This window comes from Streptomyces sp. NPDC028722 (assembly GCF_040637655.1).
Taxonomy (GTDB): Bacteria; Actinomycetota; Actinomycetes; order Streptomycetales; family Streptomycetaceae; genus Streptomyces.
Map to the genome: position 1 here is coordinate 1 of NZ_JBEZWU010000011.1, position 19,622 is coordinate 19,622.

Genomic DNA, 19,622 nt, shown 5'->3' on the forward strand with positions numbered 1-19,622 from the left:
CGGTGATGCGGAAGCTTTGGACGAGGCGCTGGCCGTGCTGGAGGCGGACGGTGTGCGGGTGCGCCGGGTCGCGGTGGATTACGCCTCGCACACCCGTCATGTCGAGGCGATCGAGACGGCGTTGGGGGAGGCGTTCGCGGACATCCGCAGTCAGGCGCCGGTGGTGCCGTTCTTCTCGACGGTGACCGGTACCTGGGTGCGCGACGAAGATGCCCTGGACGGCGGTTACTGGTACCGCAATCTGCGCGGCCAGGTCCGTTTCGGGCCGGCGATCGCCTCCCTGCTCGCCGAGGGGCACTCGGTGTTCGTGGAGTCCAGCGCCCACCCCGTTCTCGTGCAGCCGGTGAACGAGATCGTGGACGAGGCGCAGTGCGAGGCGGTCGTCACGGGCTCCCTGCGCCGGGAAGAGGGCGGGTTCCGGCGGTTGTTGACGTCGATGGCGGAACTCTTCGTCAAGGGCGTGGCGGTCGACTGGACCGGTGTGCTGCCCGAGGGCGCCGAGACCGCCGACGTGGAACTGCCGACGTATGCCTTCGAGCACCGGCATTACTGGCTGAAGCCCGCTCCGGCGGCGGACGCGGCCTCCCTGGGGCAGACCCGCGCCGACCACCCGCTGCTCGGCGCGGTCGTGGAAGTGCCCGAGACGGGTGGGGTGTTGTGCACCTCGCGGCTGTCGCTGCGCACACATCCCTGGCTGGCGGACCACGCCGTCGGCGGCGCGGTGCTCGTCCCCGGTACCGGGCTGGTGGAGCTGGCCGTACGGGCCGGTGACGAGGTGGGCTGCGGGATTCTCGAGGAGCTGGTCGTCGAGGCACCGCTGGTCCTGCCGGAGCAGGGCGGAGTACGCGTGCAGGTCACCGTGGGCGGCCCGGAGGAGACGGGCACCCGGACGGTCGCCGTCTACTCCGCGCCCGACGACACCACCGGAGACGCGGGCGCCGACGCCTGGACCCGGCACGCCACCGGCACGCTCACCGCCCTGGTGACCGCCGACGCGCCCCAGTCGGACGCCGGCCTCACCGTGTGGCCGCCTACCGGCGCCCGCCAGGTGGACATCTCCGGCGGCTACGAACTGCTGGCCCAAGCCGGCTACGGCTATGGGCCGGTCTTCCAGGGCGTACGAGCCCTGTGGCGGCGCGGCGACGACCTCTTCGCCGAGGTCGCCCTCCCGGAGGACCAGCGGGCGAGCGCCGCCCGGTTCGGCATTCACCCGGCGCTGCTCGACGCCGCGCTGCACCCCGCGATGCTGGAGGTGGCGCTCTCGGACCCCGAGGGCGAGAACCGTACCGACGACGGTGTCCACCTCCCGTTCGGCTGGAACGGGCTGCGCCTGCACGCGGCCGGTGCCACGGCGCTGCGGGTGCGTCTGAATCGGTCCGCGCCCGACGCCCTGGCCCTGGAAGCGGCGGACGAGACCGGCGCTCCGGTGCTCACGCTGCGCTCGCTGGTCTCGCGGAGCGTGTCCGCCGACCAGCTGGGCGGGTCGGGCGACGACAGCCGGCAGTCCCTGTTCCGCGTGGAGTGGACGGAGCTGCCCGCGACGACGGAGCCCGGCACCGACCTGCCGCCCGCCTGGGTGCCCATCGCCGAGCCGGCGCACGTGGCCGCGCTGACCGACGGCTCGGGCGTGCCCCCGGTCGTCGTCCTAGAGGCCGGCCGCGGCGACGTGACGGCCGGCACGGACGACGAAGCGGCGCTGGCCGCCACGGGCCGTGTGCTGGAGATCGTCCAGGAGTGGCTGGCCAGGCCCGGACTGGAGGCGGCCCAGCTGGTCGTCGTCACCCGGGGCGCCGTGCCCGCCGACGGGGAGCGGACGGTGACCGACCTGGCGGGGGCCGCCGTATGGGGCCTGGTCCGCGTGGTCCAGGCGGAGAATCCCGACCGGATCGTCCTGCTCGACACGGACACCCCCGCAGGTGCTGACGTCGAGTCGCTGCTCACCGCCGTACTGGCCACGGCGGAACCCCAGGTGGCCGTGCGTGGCACCCGCCTGTTCGCGCCGAGGCTCGCCCGCGCGACGGCGCCCACGGTTGCGGACCCCCATTTCGGCCCGGAGGGGTCGGTGCTGGTCACGGGTGGCACCGGTGTGCTGGGCGCGCTGGTGGCGCGGCATCTGGTCGTGCGTCATGGGGTGCGGCATCTGGTGCTGGCCAGCCGGCGTGGTGTGCAGGCGGAGGGTGCCGCGGAGCTGGTGGCGGAGCTGTCCGGTCTGGGTGCGGAGTCGGTGTCCGTGGTGGCGGCGGATGTGTCGGACCGTGCGCAGGTGGCGGAGCTGCTGGGCGCGGTGGCGGCGGAGCGTCCGTTGTCGGGTGTGGTGCACACGGCCGGTGTCCTGGACGACGGCGTGATCGGCGCCCTCACCCCCGAGCGCCTGGCGGGGGTGTTCGCGCCCAAGGTCCCGGCAGTCACACATCTCGACGAACTCACCCGTGAACTCCTCCCGGCTTCCGGTGCGTTCATCGTGTTCTCGTCGGCGGCGGGCGTGTTCGGTTCGGCGGGACAGGGCAACTACGCGGCGGCGAACGCCTATCTGGACGCGGTGGTGCAGCGGCGCCGGTCCGCGGGCCTGCCGGGTGTGTCGCTGGCGTGGGGCCTGTGGGAGCAGGCCACCGGAATGACCGGCCACCTCGACACCGCCGACCAGGCCCGGGTGAGCCGCAACCGTAGTCAGACCCTGGCGTCCGACGAGGGCCTGGACCTGTTCGACGCGGCCCTGCGCACCGGGGACCCGCTGCTCGTCCCGATCAAGCTGGACCTGCGGGCGATGCGTGCCGACGCCGCTGCCGGACGCGGTGTGCAGCCCCTGCTGCGGGGCCTGGTCAAGGTCCCCCGGCAGGCCGCCCGGGCAGCGGCCACCGCCGGTGACGACACCGGGCACCTGGCGCGCCGGCTGGCCGGGCTGGGCACGGCGGAGCAGGAGGCGTTGCTGCTGGACCTGGTCCGCACGCACGCGGCGACCGTGCTCGGGCATGCCGGTCCGGAGGGCGTCAAGCCGGACACGGCGTTCCGTGACTCCGGGTTCGATTCGCTCACCTCGGTCGAACTGCGCAACCGGCTCCGCGACGCGACCGGCCTCAAACTGCCCGCCACCGTCGTCTTCGACCATCCGACCCCGCTCGCCCTGGTCCGTCATCTGCACGGCGAGCTGGGGGAGACGGTGTCGGTGGCGACCACCGAACCGGTCACGGCACTCGCCGACCCGGACGAGCCGATCGCGATCGTCGGCATGGCGTGCCGGCTGCCCGGCGGCGTCAACAGCCCCGAGGCATTGTGGAAGTTGGTGTCCGAGGGCCGGGACGCGATGTCGGGCTTCCCCGACGACCGCGGCTGGGACCTGGAGGGCCTGTTCGACGCCGACCCCGACAAGGCCGGTACGTCGTACGTCGACCAGGGCGGATTCCTGCACGAGGCGGGCCTGTTCGACGCATCCTTCTTCGGTATCTCCCCGCGTGAGGCGCTGGCGATGGATCCGCAGCAGCGGCTGCTGCTGGAGACCTCCTGGGAGGCACTGGAACGGGCCGGTATCGACCCGACCTCCCTCAAGGGCACCGACGTCGGCGTGTTCTCCGGCCTGATGGGCCAGGGCTACGGCTCCGGCGGCGAGGTGCCCGCGGAGCTGGAGGGATTCGTCACCACCGGAGCCGGCAGCAGCGTGGCCTCGGGCCGGGTGTCGTACGTCTTCGGCTTCGAGGGGCCGGCGGTGACCGTGGACACGGCGTGTTCCTCGTCCCTGGTCGCCATGCACCTGGCCGCCCAGGCTCTGCGGGGCGGCGAGTGCTCCCTGGCCCTGGCCAGCGGCGCGGCCGTCATGTCCAGCCCCGGCGCCTTCGTCCAGTTCTCGCGGCAGCGGGGTCTGGCCGCCGACGGTCGCTGCAAGTCGTACGCGGACGCGGCCGACGGCACGGGCTGGGCCGAGGGCGCGGGTGTCGTCGTACTGGAGCGGCTGTCGGAGGCGCGCCGCATGGGGCACCGGGTGCTGGCGGTCGTACGCGGCAGTGCCGTGAACCAGGACGGTGCGTCGAATGGTCTGACCGCTCCCAACGGGCCGTCGCAGCAGCGGGTGATCCGCAAGGCGCTGGCGAACGCGGGCCTGACCCCGGCGGACGTGGACGCGGTCGAGGGCCACGGCACCGGCACCGTCCTCGGTGACCCGATCGAGGCACAAGCACTCCTCGCCACGTACGGCAAGGAGCGGAAAGAGCCTTTGTGGCTGGGCTCGTTGAAGTCCAACATCGGACACACACAGGCCGCCTCCGGTGTGGCCGGCGTGATCAAGATGGTGGAAGCCATGCAGCACGGTGTCCTGCCGCCCACCCTGCACGTGGACGCGCCGTCGTCCCAGGTCGACTGGACCGCCGGAGCGGTCGAACTGCTCACGGAAGCACGCGACTGGCCCGACACCGGGCGCCCGCGCCGCGTCGGCGTCTCCTCGTTCGGACTGAGCGGGACGAACGCGCATCTGATCCTGGAGCAGGCGGCGGAGGAGGAGGCCACCGAGCCGACGGCCCCGGTCGATGGTGTGGTGCCGCTGATCGTCTCCGCGCGCAGCACCGGCGCACTGGCCGGCCAGGCGGGCCGCCTGGCGGAGTTCGTCCGCCGGACCGACGCACCGACGGCGTCAGTCGCCGGTGCCCTGGTCACCCGGCGGGCGGTTCTGGCCGAGCGGGCGGTCGTGGTTGCCGGTTCGCGTGAGGAGGCGGTGGCGGGACTGGGCGCGCTGGCTGCGGGGGAGTCGTCCCCGGTCGTGGTGACGGGGTCGGATGCCGGTGGGAAGACGGTGTTCGTGTTCCCGGGTCAGGGTTCGCAGCGGGTGGGTATGGGCGCGGAGTTGTATGAGCGGTTCCCGGTGTTCGCGGGGGCGTTGGACGAGGCGTGTGCGGCTCTGGATGCGCAGCTTGCGGGTGCGGTGGAGCACTCGGTGCGGGATGTGGTGTTCGGGGCGGGTGACGGCGGTCTGATCGATCAGACGGTGTTCACTCAGGCGGGGTTGTTCGCGGTGGAGTCGGCGTTGTTCCGGCTGGTGGAGTCGTGGGGTGTGCGGCCGGATGTGGTGGCCGGGCATTCGATCGGTGAGGTTGTGGCCGCGCATGTGGCTGGGGTGTTGTCCCTCACGGATGCGGCGGCGTTGGTGGCGGCTCGGGGTCGGTTGATGCAGGCGTTGCCGTCGGGTGGGGCGATGGTGGCGGTGGCGGCGAGTGAGGCGGAGGTCGCCGGACACCTGGGTGCGGGTGTGGATCTGGCGGCGGTGAACGCGCCGGGTTCGGTTGTCCTGTCGGGTGGCGAGGACGCCGTGAATGGAGTGGTGGAGAGGCTGCGGGAGCAGGGTCGCCGGGTGAAGCGGCTGACCGTCTCGCATGCTTTCCATTCGGCGTTGATGGAGCCGATGCTGGCCGAGTTCGGCGAGGTGCTGTCGGGGCTGACCTGGCACGAGCCGGCCATCGCTGTCGTGTCGAACGTGACCGGAAAGCTGGCCGAGCCGGGCCAGTTGAGCGATCCCGCCTACTGGGTGGATCACGTCCGGCGTCCGGTCCGTTTCGCCGACGGCATCGCCGCCTCGGGTGGGTCGGTGTTCCTGGAACTCGGTCCCGGCGGCGCCCTGACCGGTGCCATCGCGGAATCGGCCGGTGAGGACGCGGTGAGCGTTCCCGCCCTGCGGGATGACCGGGGGGAGGAGCAGACCCTCCTGCTGTCCGTCGCGGAGCTGTTCGTGCGCGGTACGAAGATGGACTGGGCGGCGGTGTTGCCCGAGGGTGCCGGCACGGTGCACGTGGACCTGCCGACGTACGCCTTCGACCACCAGCACTACTGGCTGCGCATGGCTCCCGCCACGGACGCGGTCGCGCTCGGCCAGAGCACGGCGGACCATCCACTGCTGGGCGCGGTGGTCCAGTTGCCGCAGTCGGACGGCCTAGTCTTCACCTCGCGTCTCTCCCTGCGCACCCACCCCTGGCTGGCCGACCACGCCGTCGGGGGAGTGGTCCTGGTGCCCGGTGCGGGGTTGGTCGAGCTGGCCGTGCGCGCCGGTGACGAGGTCGGCTGCGGAGCGGTGGACGAGCTGGTCATCGAGGCACCGCTGGTCGTTCCCGAGCAGGGCGGTGTGCGAGTACAGGTCACCGTCGAGGCGCCCGACGCGGAAGGCCGCCGCCCGCTGGCGATCCACTCCGCGAGGGAGGACACCGTCGGTGACGTCGGTGCCGACGGCTGGACCCGGCACGCCACCGGCGCCCTGAGCACGGCACCCGCTGCCACCGAGACCTTCGACTTCACCGCCTGGCCCCCGCCCGGTGCCCAGTCCGAAGATCTTTCGGGCGCGGAGGAGCGGCTGCTCCGGCACGGTTACGAGTACGGCCCGGTCCTCCAGGGGCTGCGGGCGGTGTGGCGGCGCGGTGACGAGCTGTTCGCCGAGGTCGCCCTGCCGGACGGGCAGCGGGACGCGGCGGCCCGGTTCGGCATCCACCCGGCCCTGCTGGAAGCCGCCTTCCAACCGGCATTGCTGGAGATCACGGCGACCGACGACGAGCAGGTGTGGCAGCCACTGGAATGGCACGGCCTGACGCTGCACGCGGAGGGCGCCACGGCGCTGCGCGTGCGGCTCCTCCGGACCGCTCCCGGCGTGCTGGCGGTCCAGGCCACCGACGAGTCCGGCGGACCGGTCGTGACCGCCCAGACGGTCACACTGCGACCGCTCTCGGCCGAGCAGTTGACCACGACGGCCGGTTCGGACGCGTTGTTCCGGGTGGAGTGGAGTGAGCTGCCGTCCGTGCCGGGTGTTGCTGAGGTGCCGGGGGTGACGGTGGTCGATGCCCGTACCCGTGGGAGCGGTGAGACCCCGGTGGTGCTGGTGGGGCGGGTGCTGGAGGCGGTGCAGGGGTGGTTGGCGGACGAGGCGGCCGTGGATGGCCGGCTGGTCGTCGTGACCCGGGGGGCGGTGCCGGCTGGTGGTGATGCGGAGGTCAGTGATCCGGGGGGCGCGGCCGTCTGGGGGCTGGTGCGTGCCGCCCAGGCGGAGAACCCCGACCGGATCATCCTGATCGACACCGACACCGACACCGACGCCTATAGCGACACCGGCACCGACGCCTCCTATAGCGGCACCGAAGCCCTCGCCACCGGCGTCACCACCGCCGATCTCGGTCCCGCCCTCGCCACCGGCGAACCCCAACTCGCCCTGCGCGGCGCGGCCATGTACGTGCCCCGCCTCGCCCGCGCACTCCCCGCCCCCACCACACAACCCGCGCTCGACCCGGAAGGCACCGTCCTGATCACCGGCGGCACCGGGGCGCTGGGCGCCGAGGTCGCCCGGCATCTGGTCGGGCGGCACGGCGTACGCCACCTCGTGCTGGCCGGACGGCGCGGCGCGGACGCCGAGGGAGCGACCGCGCTCGTCGCCGAACTCGAAGACCTGGGCGCCGCCGTTTCGGTGGCCGCCTGCGATGTCACCGACCGGGACGCGGTCGCCGCGCTCCTGACCGCCGTACCGGACGCGCATCCGCTGACCGCGGTCGTCCACGCGGCCCGCGTCTTCGACGCCGGAGTGATCGGCGAGGTGGACGACGACCGCATGGCCCGCGTCTTCGCACCGAAGGTGACCGGCGTACGGCACCTGGACGAGCTGACCCGCGAACTCGCTCCGTCTCTCGCCGCGTTCGTCCTGGTGTCGTCCGCCTCCTCGGTCTTCCTGGGCGCTGGTACCGGCGGCTACGCGGCGGCCAACGCCTACCTCGACGCGGTGGCCCATCAGCGCCGGGCGGCCGGTCTGCCGGCTGTCTCGCTGGCCTGGGGACCGTGGGAGCGGACGGGTGGCCAGGACACCGCCACCGGCGAGGCCGCCCGGAACCGGACCGGCCGCCGTGGGGGTGTCGTACCCCTCACGCCTCCGGAGGGCATGGAACTGCTCGACGCGGCACTCAAGACCGGTGAGGCGCTGGTGCTGCCGGTGCGGCTGGACCTCCGGGCGGTGCGCGCCGACGCCGCACTGGGCGGCGGAGTCCCGCCCCTGCTGCGGGGGTTGGTGCGGACCGGCCGTAAGACCGCGCGGGCCGGTGCCGGTGACTCCGGCGGACTGGTACGCCGACTGGCCTCGTTGGCCCCGGCCGAGCAGGAGGCCCTGCTGCTCGGGCTGGTGCAGGGCCAGGTGGCGACCGTCCTCGGGCACACCGGAGTGGACCAGGTGAGGGTCGAAACGGCGTTCAAGGAAGCAGGGTTCGACTCCCTCACCTCCGTCGAACTGCGCAACCGGCTGCGCGAGGCCACCGGCCTCAACCTGCCCGCGACCGCCGTCTTCGACTACCCGACCCCGCTCGCCCTCGCCCGCTACCTGTACGACCGGCTGGCCCCGGCCGCCGACGCCGCACCGGCCACGCACCCGCTGCTCGCCGAACTGAGCAGGCTGGAATCGTTGCTGGCCGACACGGCTTCCGACGACGGCACGCGCGCCCAGGTCGCCACCCGGCTCCAGGGCCTGCTGACCACCTGGTCCACGGCGAACGGCACGGCGCAGGAAGCCGAGGAGGACCTCGACTTCACGTCCGCGTCCGACGACGAACTCTTCGAACTCATCGACACGGAGTTCGGCCATTAGCCGGCGGCCGGTCGCCCGGCACCGCCCGCACCCCGCCTCCACGCCCGCCCCGCCGTCCACCTGACGCCGTAGCCCCACTAGGAGCTGACCCGCAATGGCGGATGAAAGCAAGCTTCGCGACTATCTCAAGCGCGTTCTCACCGACGCGCGCCGCTCCCAGCAACGCGTCCGTGAACTCGAGGCCGAGAAGGCGGAGCCGATCGCGATCGTGGGCATGGCATGCCGGCTGCCCGGTGGGGTGAGCGGACCCGACGACCTGTGGCGGCTCGTCCGCGAACGCGAGGACGGCGTCTCGGGATTCCCCACCGACCGGGGCTGGGACCTGGAGGAACTGTTCGACTCCGACCCCGACAAGACGGGCAAATCCTACGTCAGCCAGGGCGGGTTCCTGCACGAGGCGGCCCTCTTCGACGCGGGCCTCTTCGGGATCTCCCCGCGTGAGGCGGTGGCGATGGACCCGCAGCAGCGGCTGCTGCTGGAGATGTCGTGGGAGGCGCTGGAACGGGCGGGACTGAACGCGTCCGCCCTCAAGGGCTCCGACGTCGGTGTCTTCGTGGGGGTCATCAACGAGGGGTACGCGACCGGCGGCCCGGTCCCGCCGGAGCTGGAGGGTTTCACCGGCACCGGCACCACCGGGAGCGTGGCCTCGGGCCGCATCTCGTACGTCCTCGGCCTAGAGGGTCCCGCGGTGACCGTGGACACCGCCTGCTCCTCGTCCCTGGTCGCCATGCACCTGGCCGCCCAGGCGCTGCGGCGCGGGGAGTGCACCATGGCCCTGGCCGGGGGCGCGACCGTCATGGCCGGCCCCGGCATGTTCATGCAGTTCTCCCGGCAGCGGGCGCTGGCCGCCGACGGCCGCTGCAAGTCGTACGCGGACGCGGCAGACGGCACCGGCTGGGCCGAGGGCGCCGGTGTCGTCCTCCTGGAGCGCCTGTCCGACGCCCGTCGCAACGGCCACCGGGTCCTGGCCGTCGTCCGCGCGTCCGCCGTGAACCAGGACGGCGCGTCCAACGGCCTGACCGCCCCGAACGGCCCCTCGCAGCAGCGTGTCATCCGCAAGGCGCTGGCCGAGGCCGGCCTGACCTCCGCCGACGTCGACGTGATCGAGGGCCACGGCACGGGCACCGTCCTCGGGGACCCGATCGAGGCGCAGGCCCTGCTCGCCACCTACGGCCAGGACCGCGAACAACCGCTCTGGCTCGGCTCGTTGAAGTCCAACATCGGGCACACACAGGCCGCCGCCGGAGTCGCCGGCGTCATCAAGATGGTGCAGGCGATGCGGTACGGCGTCCTGCCGCCCACGCTGCACGTCGACACACCCTCCTCCCAGGTCGACTGGTCGGCCGGGGCCATCGAGCTGCTGACCGAGGAACGCGCTTGGCCCCGGACCGGCCGCCCCCGCCGGGCCGGCGTCTCCTCCTTCGGTGTCAGCGGCACCAACGCGCACCTGATCCTGGAGGAAGCCCCGGAGGAACCGGCCGGGGAGCCGACCGCACCGGCCGACCGGGTCGCTCCGTCCGTGGTCCCGTCCGTGGTTCCGCTGGTGGTGTCCGCGGCCACCGCGGGGGCGATGGGGGGCCAGGCCGGGCGCCTGGCAGCATTCGTCGCCCGCACGGACACGCCCCTCGCCGACATCGCGGGCGCGCTCGTCTCCCGGCGGGCCCTGCTGTCCGAGCGGGCCGTCGTCGTCGTGGGTTCCCGCGCCGAGGCGGCGACCGGGCTGGGCGCACTGGCGAGCGGGGAGAGCAGTCCCGCGGTGGTGACCGGTGCGGTGACCGCGCCCGGCAGGACGGTGCTGGTGTTCCCCGGTCAGGGTTCGCAGTGGCTGGGCATGGGCCGGGAACTGCTCGACTCCTCACCGGTGTTCGCGGAGCGGGTCGGGAAGTGTGCTCGGGCTCTGGAACCTTGGGTGGACTGGGACTTGACGGCGGTATTGCGCGGTGAGGTTGATCTGCTGGCGCGGGTGGATGTGGTGCAGCCGGCGAGTTTCGCGGTGATGGTGGGGCTGGCGGCTGTGTGGGCGTCGGTGGGTGTGGTGCCGGATGCGGTGGTGGGGCATTCGCAGGGTGAGATCGCGGCTGCGTGTGTGGCGGGTGCGTTGTCGCTGGCGGATGCGGCGTGGATCGTGGCGGTGCGCAGTCAGGTGATCGCGGGGGAGCTGGCGGGCCGGGGTGGTATGGCCTCGGTGGCGCTGCCCGAGGCCGAGGCCGCTACCCGGATCGCTGTGTGGGAGGGCAGGGTCGAGGTCGCCGCCGTGAACGGTCCTTCGTCGGTGGTGATCGCCGGTGATGCGGAGGCTTTGGACGAGGCGTTGGCCGTGCTGGAGGCGGACGGTGTGCGGGTGCGCCGGGTCGCGGTGGATTACGCCTCGCACACCCGTCATGTCGAGGCGATCGAGGGCGCGTTGGGGGAGGCGTTCGCGGATATCCGCAGCCAGGCGCCGGTGGTGCCGTTCTTCTCGACGGTGACCGGCGAGTGGGTGCGCGACGAAGATGCCCTGGACGGCGGTTACTGGTACCGCAATCTGCGCGGCCAGGTCCGTTTCGGGCCGGCGATCGCCTCCCTCCTCGCCGAGGGCCACACGGTGTTCGTGGAGTCCAGCGCTCACCCCGTTCTCGTGCAGCCGGTGAACGAGATCGTGGACGAGGCGCAGTGCGAGGCGGTCGTCACGGGCTCCCTGCGCCGCGAAGAGGGCGGTTTCCGGCGGTTGTTGACGTCGATGGCGGAACTCTTCGTCAAGGGCGTGGCGGTCGACTGGACGGGTGTGCTGCCCGAGGGCGCCGAGGCCGCCGACGTGGAACTGCCGACGTACGCCTTCGACCACCGCCACTACTGGCTCCGCCTGAATGGAGCGACGGACGCCACCGCCCTCGGACAGGCCCCCACGGACCACCCCCTGCTCGGCGCGATCGTGGAAGTGCCCGAGACGGGCGGGGTGTTGTGCACCTCGCGGTGGTCGCTGCGCACGCATCCCTGGCTGACGGACCACACCGTCGGTGGAGTGACCCTGGTCCCCGCAGCGGCGCTCGTGGAGCTGGCCGTGCGGGCCGGTGACGAGGTCGGGTGCGGGACCGTGGACGAGCTCGCCGTCGTCGCGCCGCTGGTGCTGCCGGAGCAGGGCGGGGTACGCCTCCAGGTCGCGGTCGGCGGTGTGGACGAGAGTGGCGGCCGTGCGGTCACCGTGTACTCGACACGGGAGGACGCGGACGAGGTCAGCGGGGCGGAGGCCTGGGTCCGGCACGCCACCGGTGTGCTGACGGCGACGCCCAAGCCCGGCGAGAGCCCGCAGGGCGATTTCGGCGCCTGGCCGCCGCCCGGTGCCCAGCGCATCGACGTGGAGGCGCTGTACGGCGGTCTGGTGCGGCGCGGGTATGAGTACGGGCCCCTCTTCCAGGCCGTACGGGCGCTCTGGCGGCATGGTGAGGAGATCCTCGCCGAGGTCGCCGTGCCGGAGGACGAGCGTGCGGAGGCCGGCCGGTTCGGGCTCCACCCGGCGCTGCTGGACGCCGCGCTGCACCCGGCGTTGCTGGACGCGGCCTCGGCCGACGGCGGCTCGCGGGTGTGGCAGTACCTGACCTGGCGCGGGCTCGCGTTGCACGCCGTCGGGGCCTCGGCGCTGCGGGTGCGGATCGCGCCGCACGGCCGGGACGCCCTGGCCCTTGAGGCGGTCGACCAGGCCGGCGGGCTGGTGCTGCGGGCGGAGTCGGCGGAGCTTCGGCCGCTGTCCGCCGAGCAGCTGGAGGCCGCCGAGGGCACGGTCAGCGACGACTCACTGTTCCGCGTCGACTGGACCGAGACGGCCACGGCCGGCGAGGTGTCCGACGAACCGCCGTCCTGGGCCGGAGTGTGGTCCGCCGACGACGTCACCGCCCTGGCGGACAGCGCGAGCACGGCGGAGGAGCTTCCGGCGCTGATCGTGCTGGACGCCAAGGTGGACCAGGGCCAGGCCGAGGCTGATGGCGCAGGTGAGGGTCGAAGTGACGCGGCGCTGGCCCTGACGAACCGGGTACTGGCTGCCGTGCAGGCATGGCTGGCCGCGCCGGCCCTGGAGCCGACCCGGCTGGTCGTGGCCACGCGGGGCGCCGTCCCGGCCGGCGGCGACGCCGCGGTGAGCGACCCGGCGGGCGGCGCGGTCTGGGGTCTCGTCCGGGCCGCCCAGTCCGAGAACCCCGGCCGGATCGTGCTGCTCGACCTCGACCCGGGGCCCCGGCCCGGTGCCACCCCGGGTCTGGCAGCCGACGCCGGCCTCGACCGTGTCCTGCACCGGCTGCTGTCCGACTCGGAGCCCGAACTGGCCGTACGCGGCGAGACGTCGTACATTCCCCGGCTCACCCGGGCGATCGCTGCGGGGCCCGACCGTTCCGCACCCGTGGCCACAGAGCCCGTGCGGCTGGACCCGGAGGGCACGGTCCTGATCACCGGCGGCACGGGCTCGCTCGGCGGATTGCTGGCCCGGCACCTGGTCGCCCGGCACGGCGTACGCCACCTGGTGCTGGCCAGCAGGCGGGGCCAAGCCGCCGAGGGTGCAGCCGAGTTGGTGGCCGAGCTGACCGGACTCGGCGCCGCCGGGGTCACGGTCGCGTCCTGCGACGTCACCGACCGCGCCGCGGTCGCCGCGCTGCTCGCCGAGACGCGCCGGTCCGGCCGCCCGCTGACCGGGGTCGTGCACACCGCGGGCATCGCCGACGCCGGCGTGATCGGCACGATCCGCCCCGAGCGGGTGGCGCAGGTGTTCGCCCCGAAGGTGACGGCGGTACGGCACCTGGACGAGCTGACCCGTGAACTCGTACCGGAGCTGGCCGCGTTCGTCGTCTTCTCCTCCGTCTCCTCCGTCTTCCTCGGCGCGGGCACCGGCAGCTACGCGGCGGCCAACGCCTTCCTGGACGCCGTGGCCCACCAGCGCCGGGCCGAAGGCCTGCCCGCCACCTCACTCGCCTGGGGCCTGTGGGATCAGGCCACCGGCGGTATGGCGGCCGGCATGGACGACCTCACCCGCAGCCGGATGAACCGGCGGGGCGGTGTCCTCCCGATGACGCCCGAGGACGGCATGGACCTCTTCGACGCCGCTCTGCGCACCGGGGAGGCCCTGCTCGTACCGGCCAAACTGGACCTGCGGCAACTGCGCACCGACGCCGCCGCCGGCCGCGCCGTCCCCACACTCCTGCGCGGCCTGGTGCGCACCGGACGGCAGACCGTGCGGGCCGCGGCCGGGGACAGCGGCGGCGGCCTGGCGGACCGGCTGGCCGGGCTGGGCACGGCGGAGCAGGAGGCGTTGCTGCTGGACCTGGTCCGCACGCACGCGGCGACCGTGCTCGGGCATGCTGGTCCGGAGGGAGTCAAGCCGGACACGGCGTTCCGTGACTCCGGGTTCGACTCGCTCACCTCGGTCGAACTGCGCAACCGGCTGCGTGAGGCCACCGGCCTCAAACTGGCAGCCACGGTCGTCTTCGACCACCCGAACCCGCTGTCCCTCGCCCGCCACCTGCACGGCGAACTGGGGGAGACGGTGGCAGCGCCGCCCAGCGCGACGCTCAGCGCGCCCGCCGATCCCGATGAACCGATCGCGATCGTCGGCATGGCGTGCCGGCTGCCCGGCGGCGTCGACGACCCCGACGCGCTCTGGCAGCTGGTGTCCGACGGCCGGGACGCGATGTCCGGCTTCCCCGAGGACCGCGGCTGGGACCTGGGCGGTTTCTTCAGCGACGACCCGGACCAGACCGGCACGTCCTACGTGAGCCAGGGCGGATTCCTCTACGACGCCGCCCTGTTCGACGCCGCCTTCTTCGGTATCTCCCCGCGTGAGGCGCTGGCGATGGACCCGCAGCAGCGGCTGCTGCTGGAGACCTCCTGGGAGGCGCTGGAGCGGGCCGGCCTCGACCCGACCTCCCTCAAGGGCACCGACGTCGGCGTGTTCTCCGGCCTGATGGGCCAGGGCTACGGCACGTCGGGGCCGGTACCGCCCGAGCTGGAGGGCTTCACCGGTACCGGAGGCATGGGCAGTGTGGCCTCCGGGCGCGTCGCCTACGTGTTCGGCTTCGAGGGCCCCGCAGTGACCGTGGACACGGCCTGTTCCTCGTCCCTGGTCGCCATCCACCTCGCGGCGCAGGCCCTGCGCAACGGCGAATGCTCGATGGCCCTCGCCGGTGGCGCCACCGTCATGGCGACCCCGGGTACGTTCGTCGAGTTCTCGCGGCAGCGGGGTCTGGCCGCCGACGGCCGCTGCAAGTCGTACGCCGACGCGGCCGACGGCACCGGCTGGGCCGAGGGCGCGGGTGTCGTCGTACTGGAGCGGCTGTCGGAGGCGCGGCGCAAGGGCCACCGGGTGCTGGCGGTCGTGCGGGGCAGTGCCGTGAACCAGGACGGTGCGTCCAACGGGCTGACCGCCCCGAACGGGCCGTCGCAGCAGCGGGTGATCCGCAAGGCGCTGGCGAACGCGGGGCTGACCCCGGCGGACGTGGACGCGGTCGAGGGCCACGGCACCGGCACCGTCCTCGGCGACCCGATCGAGGCACAGGCCCTGCTCGCCACCTACGGCCGCGAGCGTGAACAACCACTGTTGCTCGGCTCGTTGAAGTCGAACATCGGGCACACCCAGATGGCCGCGGGCGTGGCCGGCGTGATCAAGATGGTGCAGGCCATGCAGCACGGCGTGCTCCCCGCCACGCTGCACGTCGACACCCCGACCTCCCAGGTCGACTGGGCGGACGGTGCGGTCGAACTGCTGACGGAGGCCCGCCCGTGGCCGGAGGTGAACCGGCCCCGCCGGGCGGGCGTGTCCGGGTTCGGTGTGAGCGGTACGAACGCGCACGTCATCCTGGAGCAGGCGCCGGAGGAGGACGTCACCGAGCCGGTGGTCGCTCAGGCCGAGGGCGCGGTCCCGGTGGTCGTCTCCGCGCGCAGCGCCGGTGCACTCGCCGGACAGGCGGACCGGCTGGCGGAGTACATCCGCCGGACCGGCGCACCGCTGACCGCCGTCGCGGGAGGCTTGGTGTCCCGGCGGGCGATGCTGTCCGAGCGGGCCGTGGTGGTCGCCGGGTCGCCGGAGGAAGCGGTGGCCGGACTGGAGACGCTGGCCGTCGGCGGGTCCTCGCCGCTCGTGGTGACGGGCTCGGCCACCGGCGGCAGGACGGTGCTGGTGTTCCCGGGTCAGGGTTCGCAGCGGGTGGGTATGGGCCGGGAGTTGTATGAGCGGTTCCCGGTGTTCGCGGGGGCGTTGGATGAGGCGTGTGCGGCTTTGGATGCGCAGCTTGCGGGTGCTGTGGAGTACTCGGTGCGGGATGTGGTGTTCGGGGCGGGTGACGGCGGTCTGCTGGATCAGACGGTGTTCACTCAGGCGGGGTTGTTCGCGGTGGAGTCGGCGTTGTTCCGGCTGGTGGAGTCGTGGGGTGTGCGGCCGGATGTGGTGGCCGGGCATTCGATCGGTGAGGTCGTGGCCGCGCATGTCGCCGGGGTGCTGTCCCTCACGGATGCGGCGGCACTGGTCGCGGCGCGGGGTCGGTTGATGCAGGCTCTGCCGTCGGGTGGGGCGATGGTGGCGGTGGCGGCGAGTGAGGCGGAGATCGCCGGACACCTGGGTGCGGGTGTGGATCTGGCGGCGGTGAACGCGCCGGGTTCGGTCGTCCTGTCGGGTGGCGAAGACGCCGTGGCGGCGGTGGCGGAGAGGCTGCGGGAGCAGGGTCGCCGGGTGAAGCGGCTGACCGTCTCGCATGCTTTCCATTCGGCGTTGATGGAGCCGATGCTGGCCGGGTTCGGCGAGGTGCTGTCGGGGCTGACCTGGAATGAGCCGGCCATCGCTGTCGTGTCGAACGTGACCGGAGAGCTGGCCGAGCCGGGCCAGTTGAGCGATCCCGCCTACTGGGTGGATCACGTCCGCCGTCCGGTCCGTTTCGCCGAGGGCATCGCCGCGGCGAACGGAGCCGTCTTCCTGGAACTCGGTCCCGGCGGCGCCCTGACCGGTGCCATCGCGGAATCGGCCGGTGAGGACGCGGTGAGTGTTCCGGCCCTGCGCGACGATCGCGACGAGGAGCAGACCCTGCTCGTGGCCGTGGCCCACCTCTTCGTACGGGGTGCCGCAGTGAACTGGGCGGCCACTCTCCCGAAGGGTGCCACCGAGGCGCACGTGGACCTGCCGACGTACGCCTTCGACCACCGCCACTTCTGGCTTCCGGCGGCACCCGTCACCGACGCGGTCGCCCTGGGCCAGAGCGCGGCGGACCATCCCCTGCTGGGCGCGGTGGTGGAGGTGCCGGAGACCGGCGGGGTGCTGTTCACCTCCCGGCTCTCCCTGCGCACCCACCCCTGGCTCGCCGACCACGCCGTCGGGGGAGTGGTGCTCCTGCCCGGCACCGGTCTGGTCGAGCTGGCCGTGCGCGCCGGTGACGAGGTCGGCAGCGGAGTGCTGGACGAACTCGTCATCGAAGCACCCCTGGTCGTCCCGGCACAGGGCGGTGTCCGGGTCCAGGTCGCCGTCGGCGGGGCGGACGACAGCGGGCTGCGGACCGTCGCCGTCTACTCGGCGCGCGAGGACACGGCAGGCGAAGTCGGCTCCGACGCCTGGACCCGGCACGCCACCGGCACCCTCACCACCACGCTCGCCGGTACCGGGACCGGCACGTTCGACTTCACCGCCTGGCCGCCGCCCGGCGCCGAGCGGGTCGAGGTGGACGTCGACGCCTTCTACTCCGGTCTCATCGAGCAGGGCTACACGTACGGCCCGGTGTTCCAGGGGCTGCGGACGGTGTGGCGGCGGGGCGACGAGGTGTATGCCGAGGTCGCCCTGCCGGAGGGGCAGCGGGAGGAAGCCGCACGGTTCGGCATCCACCCAGCTCTGCTGGACGCCGCCCTGCACGCCAACGGTTTCGTCGCCCCGGCCGACGCGCCCCCTGCGGGCGACGGCCCGCGCACGGTGCTGCCGTTCGCCTGGAACCGGCTTGCGCTGCACGCCTCCGGGGCCTCGGCACTGCGCGTGCGCGTGGCACCGTCCGGACCCGACGCGGTATCGGTGCAGGCCGTCGACGAGACCGGTGACCCGGTGCTGACGACGGAGTCGCTGGTGTTCCGCGCGGTGACCGCGGAACAGCTGGAGGCGGCGGCCGGTGCGCCCGGTGCCGACGCGCTGTTCCGCGTGGAGTGGACCGACCTTTCCGTGCCCGCTCGTGCGGCTACACCGCTACCGTCCTGGACGCGGGCGGCCACCGCGGCGGACCTCGCCGAACCGGCCTGGACGGACGCCGTGCCCGAGCTACTGGTCGTGCCGGCCGACGGGCCCGACGACGCCCTGGACCGCACCTCCCGGGTGCTGGACGTCCTACGGGCCTGGCTGGCCGACGAGCGGCTCGCGGAGTCGCGGCTCGTCGTCGTCACCCGGGGCGCGGTACCCGCCGGCGGTGACGAGACGGTGACCGACCCGGCGGGGGCGGCCGTGTGGGGCCTCGTCCGTTCCGCCCAGACGGAGAACCCCGACCGGATCGTCCTCATCGACACCGACGACACCCACGACAGCGCCCCTACCGACGACCCCCGGGGCCCACGGACCGCGGACGAGTCCCTCGCCGCGCTCCTCACCACCGCCCTGGCGGCCGGGGAACCGCAGCTCGCGCTGCGCGGTACGGCCGTCCGCGCACCGCGCCTGGTCCGGGCCGCGTCCGCGGGCACCAGCGCGGACGGCGCGCACGGGGACCCCGACGGCACCGTCCTCGTCACCGGCGGCACCGGCTCGCTGGGCGCCCTGCTGGCCCGGCACCTGGTCGAGCGGCGCGGCGTACGGCACCTGCTGTTGGCCGGCCGGCGCGGTCCGGACGCGGCGGGCGCCCGGGAGCTGGTGGACGATCTGACGGCGCTCGGCGCGGTCACCGTACGCGTCGCCGCCTGCGACCTCGCCGACCGGGAGGCGGTGGCGGCGCTGCTGGACTCCGTACCGGACGACCACCCGCTCACCGCCGTCCTGCACACCGCGGGCGTCCTGGACGACGGCGTCATCGGCACCCTCGACCGGGAACGCCTGGCCCACGTCTTCGCACCGAAGGTCGTGGCCGTACGGCACCTGGACGAGCTGACCCGGGAACGGGCTCCGCAACTCACGGAGTTCGCGGTGTTCTCCTCCGCCGCCGGACTGTTCGGTTCGGCCGGCCAGGGCAACTACGCCGCCGCCAACGCCTGGCTCGACGCCGCGATGGCCCGCCGCCGGGCGGCCGGCCTGCCGGCTCGCTCCCTGGCCTGGGGGCCCTGGGAGCAGACCACGGGAATGACCACCGGCACGGAAGCGGCGGCCCGCACCCGCGGCAACCGGCGCGGTGGCGTCCTGCCGCTCACCCCGCAGGAGGGCATGGCCCTCTTCGACGCGGCCCTGACCGGCGACGACACGCTGCTCGTCCCGGTGAAGCTGGACCTCAGGGCCGTACGCGCCGAAGCGGCCACCGGCACCGGCGTACCACCCCTGCTCCGCCAACTGGTGCGCACCGGACGGCAGTCGGCGCGAGGATCCGCGGGTGACGGCGGGGACGGCCTGATGCGCCGCCTCGCCGGGCTGGACCGCGACCGGCAGGAGGCCCTGCTGCTGGACGTCGTCCGCGGCCATGTAGCCGGCGTGCTCGGGCACTCCGGGGCGGACGGCGTCGGCGCCGAGACGGCGTTCAAGGACGCCGGGTTCGACTCCCTCACCTCCGTGGAGCTGCGCAACCGGCTGCGCGGCGCGACCGGCGTCAACCTCTCCGCAACCGTGGTCTTCGACTACCCCACACCGCTCGCGCTCGCCCGCCATCTGCACGGCGAACTCGCCCCGGAGGGCGCCGGGCACCGGCCCGTGGCGGAGGCGGACGAGGAACGGCTGCGCCACGCCCTGCTCGCCCTCCCGCTGGAACGCTTCCGGGAGGCCGGACTGCTGGACGCGCTGGTCGAACTGGCCGCCCACGAACCCGGCGCGCCCGCGCCCGGCGCACCGGACACCGCCCCAGGGGCACTGGCCGATCTGGACGTCGACGACCTCGTACAACTCGCGCTCGGCGACGGCGAATCCCTCGAAGGCTGACGCGGCACACGACTG

Annotated in this window: 2 protein-coding genes; both read left to right on the forward strand. The window is 73.5% G+C overall.

Annotation, left to right across the window (positions count from 1 at the left end; translation table 11 throughout):
• The coding region (locus AB0F03_RS18770; protein WP_361992840.1) for an SDR family NAD(P)-dependent oxidoreductase at positions 1-8,581 on the forward strand (8,581 nt) is incomplete at its 5' end.
• A 94-nt stretch (positions 8,582-8,675) separates the two neighbouring features.
• Complete coding sequence (locus AB0F03_RS18775; protein ID WP_361992843.1) at positions 8,676-19,607, forward strand: type I polyketide synthase; 10,932 nt, start codon at positions 8,676-8,678, stop codon at positions 19,605-19,607.
• The last annotated feature ends 15 nt before the right edge of the window (positions 19,608-19,622 follow it).